The sequence below is a fragment of the Neobacillus canaveralius genome (genome assembly GCF_047237705.1).
Taxonomy (GTDB): domain Bacteria; phylum Bacillota; class Bacilli; order Bacillales; family Cytobacillaceae; genus Neobacillus; species Neobacillus niacini_K.
Map to the genome: position 1 here is coordinate 2,232,841 of NZ_JBDFLL010000001.1, position 20,002 is coordinate 2,252,842.

General features: G+C 38.2%; 22 protein-coding genes. 18 read left to right on the top strand and 4 right to left on the bottom strand.

The window, feature by feature from the left end:
• Together ABC255_RS11455 and ABC255_RS11460 are read right to left on the bottom strand one after the other, a co-directional pair.
• Positions 1–198 carry a DUF1657 domain-containing protein gene (locus tag ABC255_RS11455; RefSeq protein ID WP_412993588.1) on the bottom strand — a complete coding sequence of 66 codons (198 nt, stop codon included), beginning with the start codon at positions 196–198 and terminating at the stop codon, positions 1–3.
• A gap of 112 nt (positions 199–310) precedes the next feature.
• A complete protein-coding gene (locus tag ABC255_RS11460) occupies positions 311–1,561 on the bottom strand; it encodes an erythromycin esterase family protein (protein WP_412993590.1) in 1,251 nt (416 codons plus the stop codon).
• Positions 1,562–2,810: 1,249 nt separating this feature from the next.
• Here ABC255_RS11460 and ABC255_RS11465 point away from each other — a divergent pair.
• The 3 genes from ABC255_RS11465 to ABC255_RS11475 all read left to right on the top strand — a co-directional run bounded on the left by ABC255_RS11465 (position 2,811) and on the right by ABC255_RS11475 (position 4,820).
• A complete protein-coding gene (locus ABC255_RS11465; RefSeq protein WP_412998540.1) occupies positions 2,811–3,680 on the top strand; it encodes a YitT family protein in 870 nt (289 codons plus the stop codon).
• Between the two features lie 87 nt (positions 3,681–3,767).
• On the top strand, positions 3,768–4,634 hold the full coding sequence (locus ABC255_RS11470) for an SPFH domain-containing protein (RefSeq protein WP_412993591.1): 867 nt from the start codon (positions 3,768–3,770) through the stop codon (positions 4,632–4,634).
• 12 nt (positions 4,635–4,646) lie between these two features.
• Complete coding sequence (locus ABC255_RS11475) at positions 4,647–4,820, top strand: type II toxin-antitoxin system antitoxin (protein ID WP_412993592.1); 174 nt, start codon at positions 4,647–4,649, stop codon at positions 4,818–4,820.
• Positions 4,821–5,017: 197 nt separating this feature from the next.
• Here the strand turns inward: ABC255_RS11475 and ABC255_RS11480 are convergent, their stop codons facing one another.
• Positions 5,018–5,269, bottom strand: coding sequence for a sigma-G-dependent sporulation-specific acid-soluble spore protein CsgA (locus tag ABC255_RS11480; protein WP_402626458.1), 252 nt, complete (start codon positions 5,267–5,269; stop codon positions 5,018–5,020).
• A gap of 155 nt (positions 5,270–5,424) precedes the next feature.
• On the opposite strand from ABC255_RS11480, the gene pssA reads away from it, so the two are divergent.
• Both pssA and ABC255_RS11490 read left to right on the top strand, forming a co-directional pair.
• Positions 5,425–5,916 carry a CDP-diacylglycerol--serine O-phosphatidyltransferase gene (pssA, locus tag ABC255_RS11485; RefSeq protein ID WP_412993594.1) on the top strand — a complete coding sequence of 164 codons (492 nt, stop codon included), beginning with the start codon at positions 5,425–5,427 and terminating at the stop codon, positions 5,914–5,916.
• A gap of 135 nt (positions 5,917–6,051) precedes the next feature.
• The gene (locus tag ABC255_RS11490; protein WP_412993596.1) at positions 6,052–6,321 is read left to right on the top strand and encodes a hypothetical protein; all 270 of its coding nucleotides are present in this window, start codon (positions 6,052–6,054) and stop codon (positions 6,319–6,321) included.
• Positions 6,322–6,346: 25 nt separating this feature from the next.
• Here ABC255_RS11490 and ABC255_RS11495 read toward each other — a convergent pair whose 3' ends face one another.
• Positions 6,347–7,228, bottom strand: coding sequence for a VanW family protein (locus ABC255_RS11495; RefSeq protein ID WP_412993597.1), 882 nt, complete (start codon positions 7,226–7,228; stop codon positions 6,347–6,349).
• A gap of 210 nt (positions 7,229–7,438) precedes the next feature.
• Between ABC255_RS11495 and ABC255_RS11500 the strand changes: the two genes are divergently transcribed.
• From ABC255_RS11500 to ABC255_RS11560, 13 genes are all read left to right on the top strand, one after another.
• Complete coding sequence (locus ABC255_RS11500) at positions 7,439–7,651, top strand: hypothetical protein (protein ID WP_412993598.1); 213 nt, start codon at positions 7,439–7,441, stop codon at positions 7,649–7,651.
• Between the two features lie 110 nt (positions 7,652–7,761).
• A complete protein-coding gene (locus tag ABC255_RS11505) occupies positions 7,762–8,970 on the top strand; it encodes an acyl-CoA dehydrogenase (RefSeq protein WP_412993600.1) in 1,209 nt (402 codons plus the stop codon).
• Positions 8,971–9,039: 69 nt separating this feature from the next.
• Complete coding sequence (locus ABC255_RS11510) at positions 9,040–10,653, top strand: long-chain-fatty-acid--CoA ligase (RefSeq protein WP_412993602.1); 1,614 nt, start codon at positions 9,040–9,042, stop codon at positions 10,651–10,653.
• 96 nt (positions 10,654–10,749) lie between these two features.
• The gene (locus ABC255_RS11515) at positions 10,750–11,313 is read left to right on the top strand and encodes a TetR/AcrR family transcriptional regulator (RefSeq protein WP_412993604.1); all 564 of its coding nucleotides are present in this window, start codon (positions 10,750–10,752) and stop codon (positions 11,311–11,313) included.
• Between the two features lie 112 nt (positions 11,314–11,425).
• Positions 11,426–12,499 (top strand): phosphotransferase family protein, encoded by a 1,074-nt coding sequence (locus tag ABC255_RS11520; RefSeq protein ID WP_412993606.1) that lies wholly within the window; start codon positions 11,426–11,428, stop codon positions 12,497–12,499.
• A gap of 35 nt (positions 12,500–12,534) precedes the next feature.
• Positions 12,535–13,314, top strand: a complete 780-nt coding sequence (locus tag ABC255_RS11525) for an enoyl-CoA hydratase/isomerase family protein (protein WP_412993607.1) — start codon at positions 12,535–12,537, stop codon at positions 13,312–13,314.
• 16 nt (positions 13,315–13,330) lie between these two features.
• Positions 13,331–14,305: a quinone oxidoreductase family protein gene (locus ABC255_RS11530; protein WP_412993609.1), complete on the top strand. Its 975-nt coding sequence runs from the start codon at positions 13,331–13,333 to the stop codon at positions 14,303–14,305.
• 189 nt (positions 14,306–14,494) lie between these two features.
• Positions 14,495–15,196 (top strand): winged helix-turn-helix domain-containing protein, encoded by a 702-nt coding sequence (locus ABC255_RS11535; protein WP_335535779.1) that lies wholly within the window; start codon positions 14,495–14,497, stop codon positions 15,194–15,196.
• Complete coding sequence (locus ABC255_RS11540) at positions 15,168–16,592, top strand: ATP-binding protein (RefSeq protein ID WP_412993611.1); 1,425 nt, start codon at positions 15,168–15,170, stop codon at positions 16,590–16,592. Before ABC255_RS11535 ends, ABC255_RS11540 begins: the two co-directional genes overlap by 29 nt.
• 236 nt (positions 16,593–16,828) lie before the next feature.
• The gene (locus ABC255_RS11545) at positions 16,829–18,271 is read left to right on the top strand and encodes a S1C family serine protease (RefSeq protein ID WP_412993613.1); all 1,443 of its coding nucleotides are present in this window, start codon (positions 16,829–16,831) and stop codon (positions 18,269–18,271) included.
• Positions 18,272–18,292: 21 nt separating this feature from the next.
• A complete protein-coding gene (locus ABC255_RS11550; RefSeq protein WP_412993615.1) occupies positions 18,293–19,186 on the top strand; it encodes a peptidylprolyl isomerase in 894 nt (297 codons plus the stop codon).
• 23 nt (positions 19,187–19,209) lie between these two features.
• Positions 19,210–19,623: a hypothetical protein gene (locus ABC255_RS11555; protein ID WP_412993617.1), complete on the top strand. Its 414-nt coding sequence runs from the start codon at positions 19,210–19,212 to the stop codon at positions 19,621–19,623.
• Positions 19,624–19,739: 116 nt separating this feature from the next.
• Positions 19,740–19,874, top strand: coding sequence for an RAxF-45 family protein (locus ABC255_RS11560; protein WP_095251092.1), 135 nt, complete (start codon positions 19,740–19,742; stop codon positions 19,872–19,874).
• Positions 19,875–20,002: the final 128 nt, after the last annotated feature.

The following is a 20,002-nucleotide window of genomic DNA, read 5'->3' on the forward strand; positions in this document are numbered from 1 at the left end:
TTATATTTGTAAGTCAAGTCGATCTAATTCCAAGAGTCGTAACTGCAAATCTTTTTTTAGGGAAGTGATGGTTAACATGGATTGGTGGAATACTTCTTGAGCGCCAGTATCTAGTGAATTTAAAGCAAGGGAAGATAATTGTGCTTCAATTCCTTTTAAATTTACTAAGCATTGCTTGATACTTGTAGCATTGGACATGAACATCGCCACCTTTTTTGAGATTACTAATAGGGTTGGCAGGGAAGCCAACCCTAATAAATAGTATTCTGCATTTTCCCCTATATATGTAAAACGTGTTATATAAGAAATTTTAAAAAACAAGACGTTTTAATTCTAATGGATGAAGGGCATGTGTTTTATCTACAAAAATAAAACCGTCGTAGCGGCTGCTCATAACCGAAGGGACATAGTTCCCAAATTGCTCATATTCCGGACGATAGACAACCCCAATAGCCCGGTGACCAATGGTTTTATTGAATTCTTTACGATTTTCATCAGTAAACAAGAGGTATTGATTAAATGCTCCTGCTTTATGCATCAGGTTCTCCCAGCTCCCTGCCTGGGCCTCAGGAACATTCGTAACGCGAAAGTCTGCTCCCCATTCAGTTGATGCAATTACTGTACCACTATTTGTTCCAAAGCCAACAATGAAAACATCTTCAGGATAATTCTGTTCTCTTAACAACTGACCGACATTCACCATTCCGGCTTCTTTCATATCGGTCGCACGGGCATCACCTACGTGTGTATTGTGTTCCCAGATGATTACTTTTGCTCCTTCACCATAATACCTCATTACAGCATTCAAAGCTTCAACCATGTGGATGTCTCTAACGTTCCAAGACTTTGAATCGCTTAAGACCATTGTCCGGTAATACTCTTCCGCATTGACGGTAACAAGAGCATTGACCTCCATATTCAAGCTGTTTTCTTCCTCATCATCATATTTCCATTTATTCTTTTGAATGGTAGTGAGAAGCGAAAGGGCTTCTTTTATACAATTTTCGGATAAATATCCTGCAGCAACCGCATAAGATTCATTATTTCGATTATAGGGTTCGAAGCAGGAAAAGGCATGTCTTGCTTGATTCAGCCCCGAGTTACCAGTCCTTTCTAAATACTTAATGATTTCGTCCATACTCTCCCAAAGACTATAGACATCTAGTCCATAAAATCCCACTTTATTCTTACGTTTGGTTTGTTGATTATAACTTCTTAACCATTCTACTAATCCAATAATTTCTTCATTCGCCCACATCCATGTCGGCCAGCGATTAAAACTTTCAAGAGCCCCTCTAACATCATTTTGCGATCCGATGTTTTTTATATAGCGATTAATGCTTTGACAGGAAGGCCAGTCTCCTTCAACCGCAATGACAGAAAAACCTTTTTCCTTGATTAACCTTTTAGTGAGTTCAGCGCGAATCGAATAGAACTCGGAAGTACCGTGGGAAGCTTCACCCAGAAGAACATACTTGGCATCACCAATTGCTGCTAGCAGAGGATCAAGATCATCTACGGATTCAAAGGGTTTAGTGTATTTTTTTACAGACTCAAACATATGCAGACATCCTCTCATAGATAGTGAATGATACTGCTAATGTTCCCTAAATAACAAAAAACTTCCAAAATTAATTTTAGGAGCTTTTGCATATTTCATCTGTACATCGTCCGCTTTCCGATATCCTTAAATCCAGGTCGTTTAAGATACGTCCAATTTTAAAAATTTAATTGTTCTTCTAATCTATTAATATTTATAATAGTCTAGTAATTTTGAAAAGTTCACCAATTCGTCACAACACTTTGTGTAAAGGGAATTTTTAGGTGCTATACTATAGATGTAAAGGAAAAAAAATAAAAATTAACTTCTTAGGAGACTCAACCATCCGTGTTCGTTCCGTTTGTGAACGAGTAGTAAAGGTTTTCCCTTTGCAAGGTTTGGTAAGTGGAGCGATGTAACTTGAATTGGAAAGGTGTAATCCTAACGAAACCTTCTTTTAAGTGAAAGAGAAATTTAACTTATTCAAATGAAAGTACAAAAGTTATTGGAAATGGGAGTAAAGTGAATGTATCTACCTATGTAAAAGGTACGTAGATGAATTCCTCAAACCATAAGATTTTTCTTAAAATTATGATGACGCTTCCCTTTTGAGAAGAAACCTAATCTAATGAAGAAAAGAAGAATCAAAATTCCAATAATCAAAACAAATAAAGGCAGTAAATTTATTTGGTACTAGAATTTGAAAAGGAGTTCACTTTAAAAAGTAGGATTAAGTTAACAGATAAATATAGTTGATAAATGAAGCCTCTTTATCAATATGTTTACCTAAACCTTCAACCCAAATCAATTTTTACATTGCCAAGAAGCTGATCCAAATACAAGGATATGAGTCCATCGTAATACCAGTAATTTTGTTTCTTTAAAGGAATTTGAATTCCATTAAATTTCATGTGAATTAATTCCTTCAACGGAACAACACACATCGGCTAATACTTTAAACCTACTATTAGTACGGTAAACCGACTAAAAGGAAGAGTGGAGAAACATTTTGGCTGATGTCATGGTTGGGTCCCCTAAGAGGTTAATTCCCAAGAAGCTGTCTCAAAAGAGGCGGCTTCTTTTTATTTTTGAGCAGAAAAATTCTACTGTTTCTGTAGTTTGCTAATTAAAAAATTGGGAAATAAAGTGCATAAAAATTCAAAAAACTATCAATTTACTGTTATAATTGAATTAGAAAATTCCATTGGAAAGGGGCAAGATAATGTCAGAAATTCCAAACATCGGTCTAAACAAGCAGAATCAAATGCTTATGGAAAAAGTTCAGCACCGAGGATTGCCAACTAGAAAGATTATTCAAAGAATCATGCTTATTACAGTTGGCGCAGCATTAATGGCGGTAGGGTTGGAAATTTTCCTTGTACCCAATCATGTTATTGATGGAGGCATCGTAGGAATATCGATTATGCTTTCCTATTTGACTGGTTGGAAATTAGGTTTCTTTATCTTTCTTCTTAATATCCCGTTTTTCTATATAGGTTATAAACAAATTGGAAAAACCTTCGCTTTATCCACTCTTTATGGAATTATTATTCTATCTATTGGCACCACATTGCTTCATCCAGTACCTGCATTTACTCAGGATATTTTACTTGCCACCGTTTTTGGGGGGATTGTTCTCGGAATAGGTGTCGGAATGGTTATCCGTTATGGAGGATCCCTGGATGGTACTGAAATTCTTGCTATTCTCTTTAATAAAAAGCTTCCATTCTCTGTTGGCGAAATTATCATGTTTTTTAATTTATTCATTCTCGGAAGCGCAGGTTTTGTTTTCTCCTGGGACCGTGCCATGTATTCGCTGATTGCCTATTTTGTAGCTTACAAAACTATAGATATTACTGTCACAGGGCTAGATGAATCCAAATCGGTTTGGATTATTAGCGATAACTCAAAGGAAATTGGTGAGGCGATTATGAATCGACTTGGCCGTGGTGTTACGTACATTAACGGGGAGGGTGCTTATTCAGGTGATCACAAAAAGGTGATTTTCTGTGTAATTAACCGTCTCGAGGAAGCAAAGTTGAAGGAAATTGTTACTGAAAATGATGAAAATGCCTTTCTCGCAGTGGCTGATATCGCAGAAGTTCGCGGCGGCAGGTTTAAGAAAAGAGATATCCATTAAAAGAGCTGCCGTTTGGCGGTTTTTTTTGTGTTCTTTTTGATATTAAAGTGATATCATTATGATATAGAATTTAAAGGAGTGATTGGCTTGAAGGAAAAAGAAATGACTAAGTTGAATGGGGTTATAGGTGTTTTCCTTTTTCTTTTATTCGGTGCAATAACGGTATTTAGTTTCAGGCAATTTATCTTGAGTGAGAATTTTCTGATTTTGTCTGTATCATTTATAACACTAATTTTATCTGTCCTGATATTATCCGGCTTTACTATTATTCAACCTAATCAGGCGAAGGTGTTTACCCTTTTTGGAAGTTATCTGGGAGTCATCAAGGAAGAAGGATTTTGGTTATCGGTGCCGTTAACAGTTAGAAAAAATGTTTCACTAAGAGTAATCAATTTCAACAGCGATAAGTTAAAAGTTAACGACTTAGAAGGAAATCCAATTGAAATTGCTGCAGTAGTGGTCTACAAGGTGTTTGACTCAGCAAAAGCGGTTTTTGATGTTGAAGATTACAAAGAATTCGTTCATACTCAAAGTGAAACAGGTCTGCGCCACATAGCAAGCCAGTATCCGTACGATAATTTTAATAATGATTATGAGATTTCTTTACGTCAGCATTCTGATGAAGTAGCTGAAGAATTGACGAAGGACCTGCAGCATAGGCTTCAGCTAGCTGGTGTAGAGATTATCGAAGCAAGAATCATGCACTTAGCCTATTCAAGTGAGATTGCTCATGCTATGCTTCAAAGACAACAGGCTAAGGCAGTGTTGGCTGCAAGAAAGGTAATTGTCGAGGGGGCTGTATCAATGGTTAAATCAGCGATTGACCAATTGAGTTCAGAGGGAATAGTAGAGCTTGATGAAGAAAAGAAAGCTCAAATGGTAAATAATCTAATGGTAGCGTTAGTTTCAGAAAAGGGAAGCCAGCCGATAATCAATACAGGAAGTATCTATTAAGGTTGTGATCTAGTGGCTGAGAAAAAAAGATTTCTATTGCGCATTGATCAGCAAATTTATGACGCGCTTGAAAAATGGGCGGAGGATGAATTTCGCAGTGTAAATGCTCAAATAGAGATAATTATAAAAAAGAGCCTAAAGGACTCGGGAAGACTAAAGAATACCCGAAGAAAAAAAGATGAATAAGTTAGTGCATTTTTCAGAGGCGGGCGTTTTATAAAAACACTCGTTTTCTGTCGTTTGGTGCAGAAAACACATAAAAAAACATCGGCTTTTGTCGTTGTATGCGCTTACCTGGGAAATGATTAAATGAGTTATTTATTTATTTCCCAACAGGAGAGATGCCAGTAAAAAACTAACATCTCTTTTTAGTGGAGCGAAAACTAAAAAAGGAGTTCGTATACTTCATTTAATTCATGTGCCCGTTTCTCATCTTGTTCTTCTTTGGCATGGTTAATTTCCCTAGGCAGCATGTCATTTAAAAAGTTAATCTCCTTTTGTGTTAAATGTCTTACAAAATCACCCTCGTTTGAAAAATTCCCTTCAGACAATTTTCGATATAAATGTCTGCCATCGGAATGACCATCACTGTAATTTGACAATATTTCGCGTAAATAGCCCAATGTTTTGTCCATTTATGTCAACCGTCCTTTCAATTAATATCTTTTGACGAAATGGAATTTATAATACCTGTATCATAATTTAGATTCACATTGAAATATTTGGTACAGAATATAGAAGAGCATTTAGTGTGGATGGAACATTGGCCACAAAAAGGGGGGGAATCTGCTTGATAAACCATCTGGTGAGAGCAGTACCAAATTTATTTACCATTGGAAATTTATTATCAGGTGTCTTTTCCATTACTTTCAATATGAATGGATATTTACAGATGGCGTCAATTTTTATTTTTTTATCTGCTATATTTGATTTTTTTGATGGACGGTTAGCTAGAAGATTGAAGGTTAATAGTGAATTTGGAGTAGAACTTGATTCGTTAGCAGACATTGTCAGCCTTGGTGTCGCACCTGCTCTTCTTTTTTACTCTTTAGAACCGCCATCGATATTCACGACTATCGCATTTGTTTTATTTCCCACAATGGGTGCTTTAAGGTTGGCGAAATTCAATGTAAAACCAACTAGAGGTTATTTTATGGGTCTGCCAATAACGGCAGCCGGGCTATTAATGGCTTGTATGGGAATATTTCTGTATAGTAATGCACTCATTACCATTGTACTTTCAATTCTTATGGTGAGCCCTGTGAGAATAAAAAAGCTATAACTCATCTAATAATCTGTAAACAAATTACAATTAAACAGGAGTTTCCCAAACATAATCTCGCCATAATTACAAACATTAAGCTAATGGAAGGAGCGTTTTACTTTCCATTGAATGTTAAATGAAGGAGTGCTTTGGATGAGGAATATGGTAAAGCCGTTTTTCAATCTGATTGGTAAAAAACGAAAGAGCAGGGGGACCATGTGGGTATCTCTGATCGGAGTTGGAATAAGCGCCGCCGTTTTTGGTCTAACAAGAGGTAAACGAAAAAATATTGTACAGCCTTTTCAAGATGTAGTCCAAAGCTTTACACCGAAAAATAATATAAATATAAATAACACCGCACTGGCTGAGTTCTCTGAAGAATTATTAGCAAGTGCGTTGAGAAATGACCATAAAGACCGTTAAAAAAGTCCGCATTTTGCGGACTTTTTTATAGTGGCGGAAAAGGGACCTCCTTAGGCTTGTACTCAATGACTTCGGAAGAGTATAACTTTATCACTAAAAGGTTTCCCAGCGTTCTCGCCTGGATTAATATCGGTTGATTGTACATGTTTTTGAATTCAAAGTCGGGACCATACCAACTGACGGTTGCATCACGACCAGGAGGAATATAAGGGACATGACGGCTGTGAGAAAAACGCTGGACAATTTTTAAACCTGCACTATCAACAGCATTGAATAAAGTTGAAGAAACCTGACATATTCCACCGCCGATATCTTCTGCATATTCACCTCTTACAATCACTTTAGCCTTTTCGTAGCCCTTTTCACTGGTTCTCTTACCGACAACTTTATTAAAAGAGAATGTCTCACCGGGAAAAACAACATGATTATTAATGGCTTCGACAGCTAACTTAATATTGTTTGAACGTTTTTTGTTTCTTGGATTAAAAGAAGTAATATAACGACCAATGCGAATACTGCGAATATCTGATAGTAACTCACTATCTACTTTTGGATACACAGAATACATTGGAATTTCTAAAGTTGAAATGCTCTGCTCGAAAAAATAGGAATAAAAGTTTTCTGTGAAAATATGTCGATTGACACTAAGGCCAAGCTGCTCAGGAATAATATTTCCATGCCGATCCAATTTTGCATTTTTTGGAGGAACCGAAAACTGTTTCTCCAATTCCCTTACTAGTTGGTCATATTTTTCTGTATCCAAAATAAAATAACCTGGATAACCGACAGAATATTCTTCTCTATTGATATTCGAAAAAGGTTTCCCTTCTCTAGTTAGTTGGACACTAGCCTGAGGGGTCACATGTTGAATCATAAGTAATAAACTAAATAACCATTTCATACCCATATCGTACAAACCTCCTCAACATAATTTGAAACAAAAGCTATATTTTTATGTAAGAAATAAACTGAATAATATCTTAGTTTATTCCTTATAGAAGGGTGACCCCAAACAAGAGTCATTCTTTTTTAGGATTTGTTGAAATAAGTGTAGAATAATAGTATATAATCAAGTAATAACACGAATTATGCATAGTGCTAGCATGATGCTATAAATATGATAGGAGTGTCTCCCTTGGCTGAAAATGGAAGAATACAATTAAATGTAAGAATCTCAAAAGAAACCTCTGACAAATTGGATGAAATTGTAGAATATTATCAAGAAAACCTTAAATTAGGTCGCGTATATAAAGGAGATGTTTTAACCGATATTATTGAAAAATCACATGAATTAATGAATAAGCAAAAAATGGGAATAAAAAGATATTAACCTAAAATATTTGTTTGAATATTTAGAAATAAATTTGAATAATCAATGATTGGAGGTATAATATAATTTGTAGATACCAACTGGTTAGTATGTATGGAGGGGTGAGATAATTGGATTTTTTATATTCTGCTAAAGTAAAAGAGTTACAGACAAGGCTGACAAACTTTATGGAAGAACATGTGTATCCAAATGAAAAAGTGTATGAGCAGCAGCTGAACGATCAGGAAAATCGGTGGAGTGCTGTTCCACAGGTAATGGAAGACTTAAAGGAAAAGGCAAAGGCTGCTGGTCTCTGGAACTTATTTCTCCCTGAAAGTGAATATGGTGCAGGGTTAACCAATCTGGAATATGCCCCTCTTTGTGAAATAATGGGACGCTCGCTAATTGGACCTGAAAGTTTTAACTGTGGTGCACCCGATACCGGTAACATGGAAGTTATTGTACGCTATGGTAAAGAGGAACATAAAGAAAAGTGGCTAAAACCATTATTAGCAGGAGAAATTCGGTCTTGCTTTTCGATGACAGAACCGGCCGTTGCTTCTTCCGACGCGACGAATATCGAAGCAAGCATTGTTAGAGATGGTGATGAGTACATCATAAATGGACGTAAATGGTGGTCATCTGGTGCTGGAGATCCTAGGTGTAAAATTGCGATTGTCATGGGAAAAACAGACTTTCATGCCAACCGTCATGAGCAGCAATCGATGATTCTCGTTCCTCTCGATACTCCTGGGGTGACAATTGAAAGGATGCTTCCTGTTTTCGGTTATGATCATGCCCCGCATGGACACGCTGAAATTACCTATGAAAATGTTCGTGTTCCGGCTGAAAACATTTTGTGGGGTGAAGGAAAAGGATTTGCGATTGCGCAGGGGCGATTAGGACCTGGAAGAATTCATCATTGCATGAGGTTGATTGGTGCTGCGGAGCGAGCTCTTGAACTTTTATGTAAGCGTGTTCAAGAACGTGAAGCCTTCGGAAAACCGCTCTCAAGCCAAGGGGTTATTAAAGAGTGGATTGCCGATTCCAGGATTGAAATTGAACAAGCAAGACTCCTAACTTTAAAGGCTGCCTATATGATGGACAGTGTTGGAAATAAAGAGGCCAAAACAGAGATTGCGATGATTAAAGTAGTGGCACCTAACATGGCATTACGTGTTATTGATAGAGCCATTCAAGCATTTGGGGGAGCAGGAGTTTCAAGTGATTTCCCACTGGCAGCAATGTGGGCAAACTCTAGAACATTGCGACTGGCAGACGGCCCAGATGAAGTTCACCGTGCTCAGATAGCTAAGCTTGAATTAAAGAAATATCAATAAAGTAAATATTTTATTAGTTATAGATAGAGAGATTAGGAGAAAATATTATATATTTTTGGAGGGAAACTCATGGCTTGTAGGAAAACATGGATGGCTCAATATCCGGATTACATTTCATCAACAATCTCAAACCCTGAAAAAAATCTATTAGAAATCCTTCAAGAGACTACAGTAAAATATCCCGCCAGTAATGCACTATCCTTCTATGGCAGAAAAATTACCTATCAACAATTACTAGGACTTTCTCAAGGCTTTACCTCAGCTCTCCAGCAAAATCAAGTTCTAAAGGGTGACCGAGTGGCACTTATGCTTCCGAACTGCCCTCAGTATGTTATTTCTTATTACGGCGTACTAGGAGCAGGGGCAATTGTAACACAAGTAAACCCAATGAGTGTCGAACGAGAGCTTGAATATATCTTAAATGATTCTGGAGCAGAAACGATTGTTGTCATGGATGCTTTTTATCCAAGAGTAAAAAGCGTTCAACCACGAACAAACTTGAAGAATATAATAGTTGTCAGCCTGCAGCCCTCTGGACAAGATTACTCACCAGATCGCAGTTTTGAAAGCTTCCTCTCAGATGGGAATAGTAAGCCAACACCTGTTACGATTGAACTGGAGCATGACATTGCGGTTCTCCAATATACAGGCGGTACTACGGGAAGATCTAAGGGAGCGATGTTAACACATCGAAACATCGTGGCTAATGTCCTGCAATCCTATGAATTCTTCAAGCATGAATTTGAATTAGGAAAAGAACGCTGTTTAACGGTTATTCCCCTTTTCCATGTATTTGGTATGACAGCCTGTATGAACCTAACAATTTATACAGGCGGGGAATCGATCATGCTTCCGCGGTTTGATTTAGAGGAAGTATTAAACACAATTAAAAATGAGCAGCCAACTACATTCCCTGGGGTTCCAACTATGTATGTGGCGATAACAAACCATCCACGTGCTGAGGAGTACGGAATAAATAGTATTAAAACCTGCAATAGTGGCAGTGCACCTATGCCAGTAGAACTTCTCCGTGAGTTTGAAAGAAAAACAGGGGCAAAGATTTTAGAAGGATACGGACTTTCTGAAGCATCTCCAACGACACATTGCAATCCTCCGTTTGCAGACCGTAAACCAGGAAGTGTGGGCATTGGTATGCCGTCGACAGAATACAAGATAGTGGATGTGGCAACTGGCTTGGAGGAAGTTCCTGTTGGAGAATTGGGTGAAGTCATTATAAAGGGTCCTCAAATCATGAAAGGCTATTGGAATATGCCAGAAGAAACAGCCAATACATTAAGAGATGGCTGGCTTTACACCGGTGATATAGCAAAAGTTGATGAAGACGGGTATTTATATATCGTTGACCGTAAGAAGGATTTAATAATTGCGAGCGGTTTCAATATTTATCCTCGTGATATTGAAGAAGTGCTGTACGAGCACCCTTCTGTACAAGAAGCAGTCGTCATCGGAGTACCAGACCCATACCGCGGGGAAGACGTAAAGGCTTTTGTCGTTTTAAAGTCTGGGCAAAAAGCATCAGCAGTGGAAATAATTCAATATTGTAAGCAAAATATGGCTGCATACAAGGTACCGCGCAGTGTTGAGTTTCGTGAGCAATTGCCAAAAACACAAGTTGGAAAAATTCTCCGTCGTGCCCTTCGAGAGGAAACTGTTAATCAATAAAGGACTAACTATCTACTGTCAGTTGTCTGTGTTTGTTGCGAAATAGAATATGGTATAATTTCACTAGACATTTTACAGATTGCGAGGACATGAGCGGTGAAAGACAAATTAACAGAACATAGTATCAATCTATTCGAGAAGAAGGGCTTCAAGGAAACATCCATTCAGGACATCGTAGATTCAATTGGTGTGACCAAAGGGACATTTTACTATTATTTCTCAAGTAAAGAAGAACTCTTAATGGACATTCATCTCGGATACATTAATTACTTACTAGAGAAACAAAGAAAAATTCTGGATGACAATAAAAGCTGCAAAGAGAAGCTATTCGAAATTGTCTACATGCTCATAAGTAACATTAAAATACAAGGATCTGCAGCGAAGATCTTTTTTAGAGAAATGAAAAACTTGAATGAAGAAAGGCTGGCATTAATTATACCAAAGCGGGACGAATTTCGATTGAATATCGAGAAGCTACTTAAAGATGGAAAGGTAAACGGAGAGTTTCGCGCTGACTTGAATGCACATATTGTTACCTTTGGTATTCTAGGTGCTTCCAATTGGAGCTATCAATGGTTTAATCCAGAGGGAGCTTCCACAGACCGTGAAGTAGCAGAAATTTTTGTTGAAATGATATTAGAGGGTATTCAAGCAGGTTGATTAAATTTAATGGAGGGTTTCGTTATGCTTTGAACCCTCTTTTCTCTGTTGCATACTAACCAGTGGGTATATTTTAAAGATACAGAATTTTTAAAAACTAAGGAGGGAAAGGATGCCTCATCAAATGAGTAAAGATACAATTCCAGTCCGTAAAGGGGAAGAATTAAATTTACCTGTTTTAGAGCAGTTTTTACGAAGCCAAATCGAAAACCTGCCAAATAGCCCCCTGGAACTTCTGCAGTTTTCCGCTGGCCATTCAAACTTAACATATCAAATTAAAGTAGGTGAATGGGAAGCGGTTTTACGTCGCCCGCCGTTAGGACCAGTTGCACCTAAGGCACATGACATGGAGAGGGAATTTAAAATCATCTCTGAACTCCATCCAGTCTTTTCAGTTACACCGAAGCCAATCTTGTTTTCCAATCAACAGGACATTGTTGGAAGCCCGTTCTTTATCATGGAACGAAAAAACGGCATAGTCATTGATACTTCCTTCCCTGATAAAATAACGGTAACGAAGCAACTATGCCAACAGCTTTCAGAAATTATGGTCAATAAACTAGTGGAACTTCACGGAATTAATTATAAAGAGACAGGACTAGGAGCTATCAGTAAGCCTGAGGGATTCACACAAAGGCAGGTTCATGGATGGATTGGTCGATATGAACGTGCCAAAACCAATGAAGTGGACGCTGTAGATACTCTCAAAAAATGGCTGACCGATAATATTCCAGTTCAACAAAGTGCTGCGATCATTCACTATGATTATAAGTTTAATAACGCAATGTTTAATGAAACCTTATCTGAAATGGTTGGGCTTTTTGATTGGGAAATGACAACAGTAGGAGATCCACTTGCAGATCTAGGTGTTGTGATGGGCTATTGGAATCAAGGTGATGACCCGGAGGAGTTAAAAAGTGGGCTGGGAAAAGCGCCAGTAACGGTAACCGATGGGTTTTTTACAAGAAAGCAATTTATCGAGCTTTATGCGAAGAAAAGCGGTCGTGACGTTACCGATATGAACTATTATTTAACATTTGCCTACTTTAAGTTAGCGGTTATATGTCAACAAATATATTACCGCTATAAGAAAGGTCAAACGAATGATCTTCGATTTGCTAACTTCAACGATAAAGCAAAAATGCTAATTGAGCATGCCGTAAAGGTTGCTTCTGGAGAATTGTAAAAGAGAAATTACTAAATAGTGAGAGGAAGATTTTATTGGAGAATAAAGATTTATTAGTAGAAAAATTAGGTCCTGTTTTGACATTAACATTAAATCGACCAGAGAGTCTGAATGCCTTTAGTCCCGAAATGATTCTTGGATTGAAGGACGCACTCATTCAAGCAAAAAACAATTCGGATGTACAGGTAATTGTTTTATCAGGTGCTGGGCGCGCCTTTAGTGCGGGCGGTGATGTGAAAACCATGGGACAGGGTGATGGAAATCAAGTCTATGAACATATCGGAAAATTGAATGAATTAATTTTACAAATGAAAGATTTAGAAAAACCGATAATCGCTGCCGTTCACGGCTTTGCTGCAGGAGCAGGTTTTAATTTAGCTCTAGCGTGCGATATTATTGTCGCGACAGAGGATAGTAAGTTTGCGCTTAGCTTCTCGAAGGTAGGTTTGGTATCCGATGGAGGAGGATCTTATTTCCTTCCCAAGCTGATAGGTCCGCATTTAGCAAAGCAGTTCTTTTTTAGTGCAGAACCGATTCCTGCAAAGCGACTCTATCAATTAGGCGTCATAAATTCATTGTTCTCATTAGAGAGGCTTCAAGAAGAAACGACGAAACTAGCATTAAGTTTGGCTCAGGGTCCAGGTAAGGCATTTGGAAAACAAAAGAAACTAATTGACCATTCCTTCAACAGGTCACTTGAGGAAATATTGGAGGAAGAAAGACTTACTCAAGTCTTAATGGTACAAACAGAGGATCACAAGGAAGGCGTCGCGGCATTTAAGGAAAAGAGAAAACCAGTATATAAAGGCAGGTAGAAAGGAAGTTATAAACATGAAAGCTGTTCGATTACAAGAATTTGGTGGACCTGAAGTATTAGAGATTGTAGAGATTGAGAGACCAGTACCTACAGGTCGTGAAGTCCTAGTTGAAATTAAGGCTATCGGCGTCAATTATGCCGATACAGCAAGAAGGGAAGGTCAATATGTAGTCAAAACACCGCTTCCCTTTATTCCAGGAGCTGAAATCGCAGGGGTGGTTGTAGCAGTTGGAGAAAAAGTAACAACTGTTAAGCCTGGTACGAGAGTTGTTACCCTGATTGAATCAGGAGGTTATTCAGAATTTGCTCTTGCCGATGAGCGCTCATTAATTCCACTCCCCGAGCAATTAGATTTTCGAAATGCGGCGGCACTTCCACTCCAAGGGTTAAGTGCCTATCATGTACTGAAAACGATGGGTAGGTTAGAGAAGGGGGAAACGGTTCTAGTTCATGCGGCGGCAGGTGGTGTAGGAACGCTGGCTGTACAATTAGCTAAGCTGTTTGGTGCCGGAAAAATTATTGCAACCGCAAGTTCTGCTGAAAAATTAAAATTAGCACGTCAGATGGGCGCCGATGTACTGGTAAATTATACAGAGTCAAATTGGGTTGAACAGGTTTTAGAAGCAACTGGCGGAAAAGGAGTAGATGTTGCGCTTGAGATGGTGGGCGGTGATGTTTTCAATAAAACGTTAAAATGTCTGGCCACATTTGGTCGTCTGGTTGTGTTTGGTGCAGCAAGCGGGCAGCAGAGCAAGATGTATCCTTCTTCATTGATGGCTCGAAATCAGTCTGTTATTGGGTTTTTCCTGCCACAAATTATGAGGAAGCCTGAGCTGCTTCAGCCTAGTTTAGTAGAGTTGCTTACCTATCTTGGCGAAGGTAAGCTTAAGCTTACAATCGGCGGTGTGTTTCCGTTAGAGGATGCAGTGGTTGTACATCGATTATTACAATCACGAAAAACGACTGGTAAGCTAATTTTAGAACCATAATTCATTGCAAGCAATGCGGATATATAGCATTAGAGGTCTGGCTGTTCCCAGACCTCTTTTTCGTGGGTATATTAACAAACTATGAACAAAGTATTAAATACCCGAGAAGTTTTTGCGATATAGTTGATATGAGAGAAAAATCGTTTAAACTGAAGAAAAGAAGAGTTTTTTGCAAGGAGTGGACGGATTTTGAAAATACTCGTGATCGAAGATAACACTAGTGTGTGCTCGATGATTGAAATGTTTTTTGCAAAGGAAGGTATTCAAGGAACCTTTGTAAATGACGGCCTTGAAGGATATAACACCTTCAAAGCAGGGACTTGGGATGCTTTGATTGTGGATTGGATGCTGCCGGGTATGGATGGGGTAAGTATTTGCCGGAAAATTAGAGAGGAAAATTATACAGTACCGATTATTATGCTGACTGCGAAGGATACAGAGTCAGACCAAGTGCTGGGTCTTGAAATGGGTGCTGATGATTATGTCACCAAGCCATTTAGCCCGCTTACCCTGATGGCAAGAATTAAGGCGGTAACACGCAGATATCAAACCCAAGTGACTGCCCAAATGGATGATTTTCTTCAGACAGAACATTTTAAAATTAGTAAAAATACTAGAGAAGTCCTTGTCAATGGAGTGCCTATAACAAACCTTACACCGAAAGAGTTTGATCTTTTATATTACATGGCAGAACACCCTCGTCAAGTTTTTTCAAGAGAACAGCTCCTAGAAAGGGTCTGGGGATACCAATTTTATGGTGATGAACGAACCGTAGATGTTCACATTAAGCGCCTGCGGAAAAAAGTAGAAACCACAACGCAGCCATTCTTCCACACTGTATGGGGAGTAGGTTATAAATTTGATGAGTCGATTCAAACAGATAAGAATTAAATATTTTTCTCAACAATTTATCAGCCACATTAGTATCATTATTGTTGCCTTTCTTGTCTTAAGTCTTTTGTTTGCTCATTATGTAGGCAATTTGGTCTATGAGAATAAAGCGGAAGAGTTAATTTCCTATGGAGAAGACATCCTTTCCGATATTGAACGAAATCCTATCGCAATGGATCAAATTATTAACCAATATAGTAATGTTTTACGTTCCAGAAAAATTAGTTTTAGTATGTTTGATCAAGAAGCGCATCTATATGCGATAGGTAGAGGTGGACCAGCGATTGAACTAAAACCTTCAGAGTGGGAAAAGATTACAAAAGGTCAAACGATTATTGTACAAAGTGATTATAAGCGATTTGATCAAGACGGTGTTACCTTTGTTGTATTACCCTATATTGATAGTCGCGATCGGTTTGTTGGCGGGATACTGTTAACTTCGCCAATTAGTGGTTCAAGTGCGATGATACGCCAAGTAAATCAATTTTTAATTTATACGATACTGATTGCATTAGGGGTATCGTTTTTACTTAGCTGGCTGCTTTCCAAAATCCATGTGAATAGGATTAAGAGGCTGCGTGAAGCGACATCGCTTGTTTCTGCTGGCGATTACCATGTGCATGTACCTTCCTCGAATTTTGATGAGATTGGTGAATTAGCGAATGACTTTAATCATATGGTAAAAAAATTAAACCTTTCGATGGAGGAAATTTCAGCACTTGAGAATCGCAGACGCCAATTCATGGCCGATGTTTCTCATGAAATGAGGACTCCGTTAACCACTATTAGTGGGGTGATAGAGGGGTTGAAAAATGACATGATTCCAGAAGATGATAAGGAACGAGGAATCAATTTAGTTAGTCAAGAAGCGAAGCGGCTTATTCGTCTCGTCAATGAAAACCTGGATTATGAAAAAATCCGTTCGAATCAAATTGAGCTGTTTAGGGAAGATATTCAGTTATTAGAGCTTTTAGAAATCATTCAAGAACAATTATCCGTCCAGGCCGACGAGAAAAATGTTCAAATCATTGTTGAAGAAGACGAAGAGATCATCGTGAATGCAGACTATGATCGACTTGTACAAATACTTATTAATATTACGAAAAACAGTATTCAGTTTACATCTGATGGTACGATTTGGCTTAGAGGGCGAAAGGAACACAATAATACGATTATTGAAGTAGAGGATACTGGTATAGGTATCGACCCGAGTGAAGTCGAAAAAATTTGGCGGCGTTTTTACAAGGCTGAAATTTCCAGAACTAGTAATCCCTACGGGGCATTTGGTCTAGGATTATCGATTGTGAAACAGCTTGTTCTCCTTCATAACGGAGAGATCGATGTAGAAAGCGAAAAAGGAAAAGGTACAAAATTTACCATAACCTTTAATCAGTAGGCAGCAGGGAAATCCCTGCTGTTTTTTTGTCCCTTCGGACAAGGCAATCCCTAATATATCAGCTACTGTCCGAATGGAGATCCCGTTGTTAAAACAGCATTGAAAAAATCCGACTTTTTTCTTAATAAATTCCAAATCCCGTTATAGTTTGTTAACAGTTTTTTCATATTTATGGGCTAAAGTATAGATATGATAATAAATTACACAAATTTCAAGTGTAAAGGAGTAGAAAGACGATGAACTACAAAGATGAATTTGAAAGGGAACATGACAAACCAATTGACCATACAACGGACGAAACTTCAGACGTTCATGATAGCAATTTAAAATATGAAACATCAATCCAAAACAGTCGGGAAGGAGAAAGTGAATCAGCTTTAATAGCGAACCAACCAGAACGGATAGGATACGAGGAACCTGAAGTAGGACGTTCAGAAGGACCTTTACTAGAACCACCATTACCAGAACAGTCAACTAACCGTGTTGAATTTAAAAACAGTGCGAAAAAGAAAAAAAGAAATATCAAAGGTTTTGCCTCAATGGTGGCAGCCGGTGTCGTCGGTTCTGTATTAACCTTAACCGTCCTCCCATACACCGACTATATGGAGAACTTTTCTTCAAATGCAGAAAGTCAATCGATTGGTACAGTTCAGCAGAATACCAAAACAGAGGCTAATACCGTAACAGCACAGCCAACATCAGCAAAATCATCCTCATCGATCGCTGATACTGTTGAACAACTATCAAAAACTATTGTTGGAATCGTAAATTACCAACAACAGCAAAGCCGTGGCTTTTATGGCAGTAATTCTTCACAAAGTGTGGAGAGCGGAACAGGGTCAGGAGTTATTTTTCAAAAAAATAACGATATTGCCTATATTGTCACCAACAACCACGTTGTTGAGGGTGCAACTAAACTAGAAGTATCACTATATAATGGTGAAAAGGTAAGTGCGGAAATTGTTGGTACAGATGCGTTAACCGATTTAGCTGTTTTGAAAATTGACAGTAAATACGTTGAAGCGACTGCACAGTTTGGTGATTCCTCTACACTAAGACCAGGCGATGAGGTATACGCAATTGGAAATCCGCTAGGACTTGATTTTGCTAGAACTGTAACTTCAGGAATCGTCAGTGCTGTCAACAGGAGTATCGCTGTAACTACCTCAGCCGGAAATTGGGAAACAAATGTTATCCAAACAGACGCAGCAATCAATCCCGGAAATAGCGGAGGAGCGTTAATTAATCCCGAGGGATTAGTAATCGGAATCAATAGTTTAAAAATTGCCGATAGCGGTGTGGAAGGGTTAGGGTTTGCGATTCCTAGTAACGACTTTATTCCAATTGTAAATCAACTAATTGAAAGTGGAAAAGTAGTGAGACCTTACCTCGGTGTTGGACTTGCTGATCTATCAGAGGTTCCTCAATTATATTGGGAGAATCTTCCTGAAACTGTGAAGGAAGGAGTTATGATTACAGCGGTTGAACCAAACTCTGCAGCAGCTAATGGCGGCTTGGAAGCGCAGGATATAATTGTTTCAATGAATGGTACAAAAATCGCTAATTCCTCAGAGTTAAGAAAGTATTTGTATTCTGATGTGGAAAATGGCGATGATATTAAATTTGAAGTTTATCGTGACGGAAAGCTTACTACTGTAAATGTTAAGCTAACGAAATAATCTAAGGGAGCTTTTTTTATAATGACTTTTATCAAGGAAAATAAGAAATTGGTTTCAATCATAGCAGTACTTATTCTGGCAATCGGGGTTTTCCTAAGCTTTGCGTTACCAAAGGATAAAGCCGTTGCAAAAGTAGATGGTGAAGCGATTAGTAAAGATGAGCTGTATGATGTGATGGTCGAACAATATGGGGCTGCAACGGTGGAACAATTAATCGCCGATAAAATTGTTGCCACTGAAGCGAAAAAGGAAAAAGTCACCATTACAGATGAAGAACTGAATGAAGAAGTGGATAAATTAAAGGAATCTTATGGCGGTGAGGATGTATTTAACCAGATGTTGGAATCGAATAATACAACTCTTGACGTGCTAAAAGAAGACCTTAAAAACTATTTAACAATCCGTAAGCTTATAGAACCTCAAATTGAGATAACCGATGAAGAGTTACAAACGTATTTTGAGGAAAATAAGGATTCTTTTGGGGAAGCGGAACAAGTGAAAGCAAGCCATATTTTGGTAGCAGATGAAGCAACCGCTAATGAGATTAAGCAAAAGTTAGCCGATGGAGCTGATTTTGTAGAATTAGCAAAGGAATACTCTACGGATGAAGGTACAAAGGAAAATGGCGGAGAGCTTGGCTTTTTCGCAAAAGGTACCATGGTTACAGAATTTGATGATGTAGCTTTTACATTACCAGTTAATGAAATTAGTGACCCGGTAAAGACGGAATATGGGTATCATATTATTAAGGTTGAAGAGAAAAAAGAAGCGAAGGAAGCAAATTTTGATGATAGCAAGACGGAAATTAAAGAAACATTGATTGAGCAAAAATTGGAAACTGAATACTCCACTTGGCTTGGAAATAAGAAACAGGATTATGATATTGAAAATTCCCTTGAAAGTTTAGTTAGTTAACTGTCCATGAAGAGGTGAAAAGGGTGAACCAGGTCGGAAGGTATGCAGCGAGTCGAGAAGTAGATGAGCTCGAACTAATGAAAATGGTCATGGAACTTCCTGAAAAAGACAAAATGCTTATGTGGTCTAAGGGGTATATAGATCTTGTGGTTGAAAAATTACCTGAGTATGCTCGCGATATCTTAGAGAATCGAAAGAAAAAATGGGAAAATACAATGGCATTTTATCAGGATCAGATTCAAGAAATTTTGAATGATGAGGAGTTTAAAAAACAAGCAAAGGGCGAACGGAAGGTGTTTGCCCTTTTTGTCATCGAGCATTATCGTGAACTTCAGTCCTTATTGTTTGCTGCATATGATGGCAAAATAACAGAAGAAGATATCCGAAAATTTGTCTATCGCCGGAGGTTCGGTGGCAGGAAAAAATATTTGCATTAGGGTGGTCTAGGGAATAAAATTTACAACCTTTTGTTTAGTCTGAAAAACAGGCTTGCAATGAATGATGAAAATATTTACAATAGAATTATCTTGAATTGAAACGGAGGTGTAAGGAGATGGTTCGTTCTATTTTTGTACGTGTACAGTGGCTTGAAGCGCTATATTTGTGTCGTGCAATTTTTCATGAGGTAGTTTTCAAAGGGGGGAGTCTGTCCTTTTTTCAAAATTACAAAATGAATATAGAACGATAACACATCTCTTTACCCAAGTAAAATAGGTAATAAGAGGGTGCCTTTTTAGCACTCTTTTTTCATGCCGATTTTTCGAGCTGCGGGTATCTATGGATGCCCGCAGTTTTTTGCGTGAAGAGAGTGTTCAT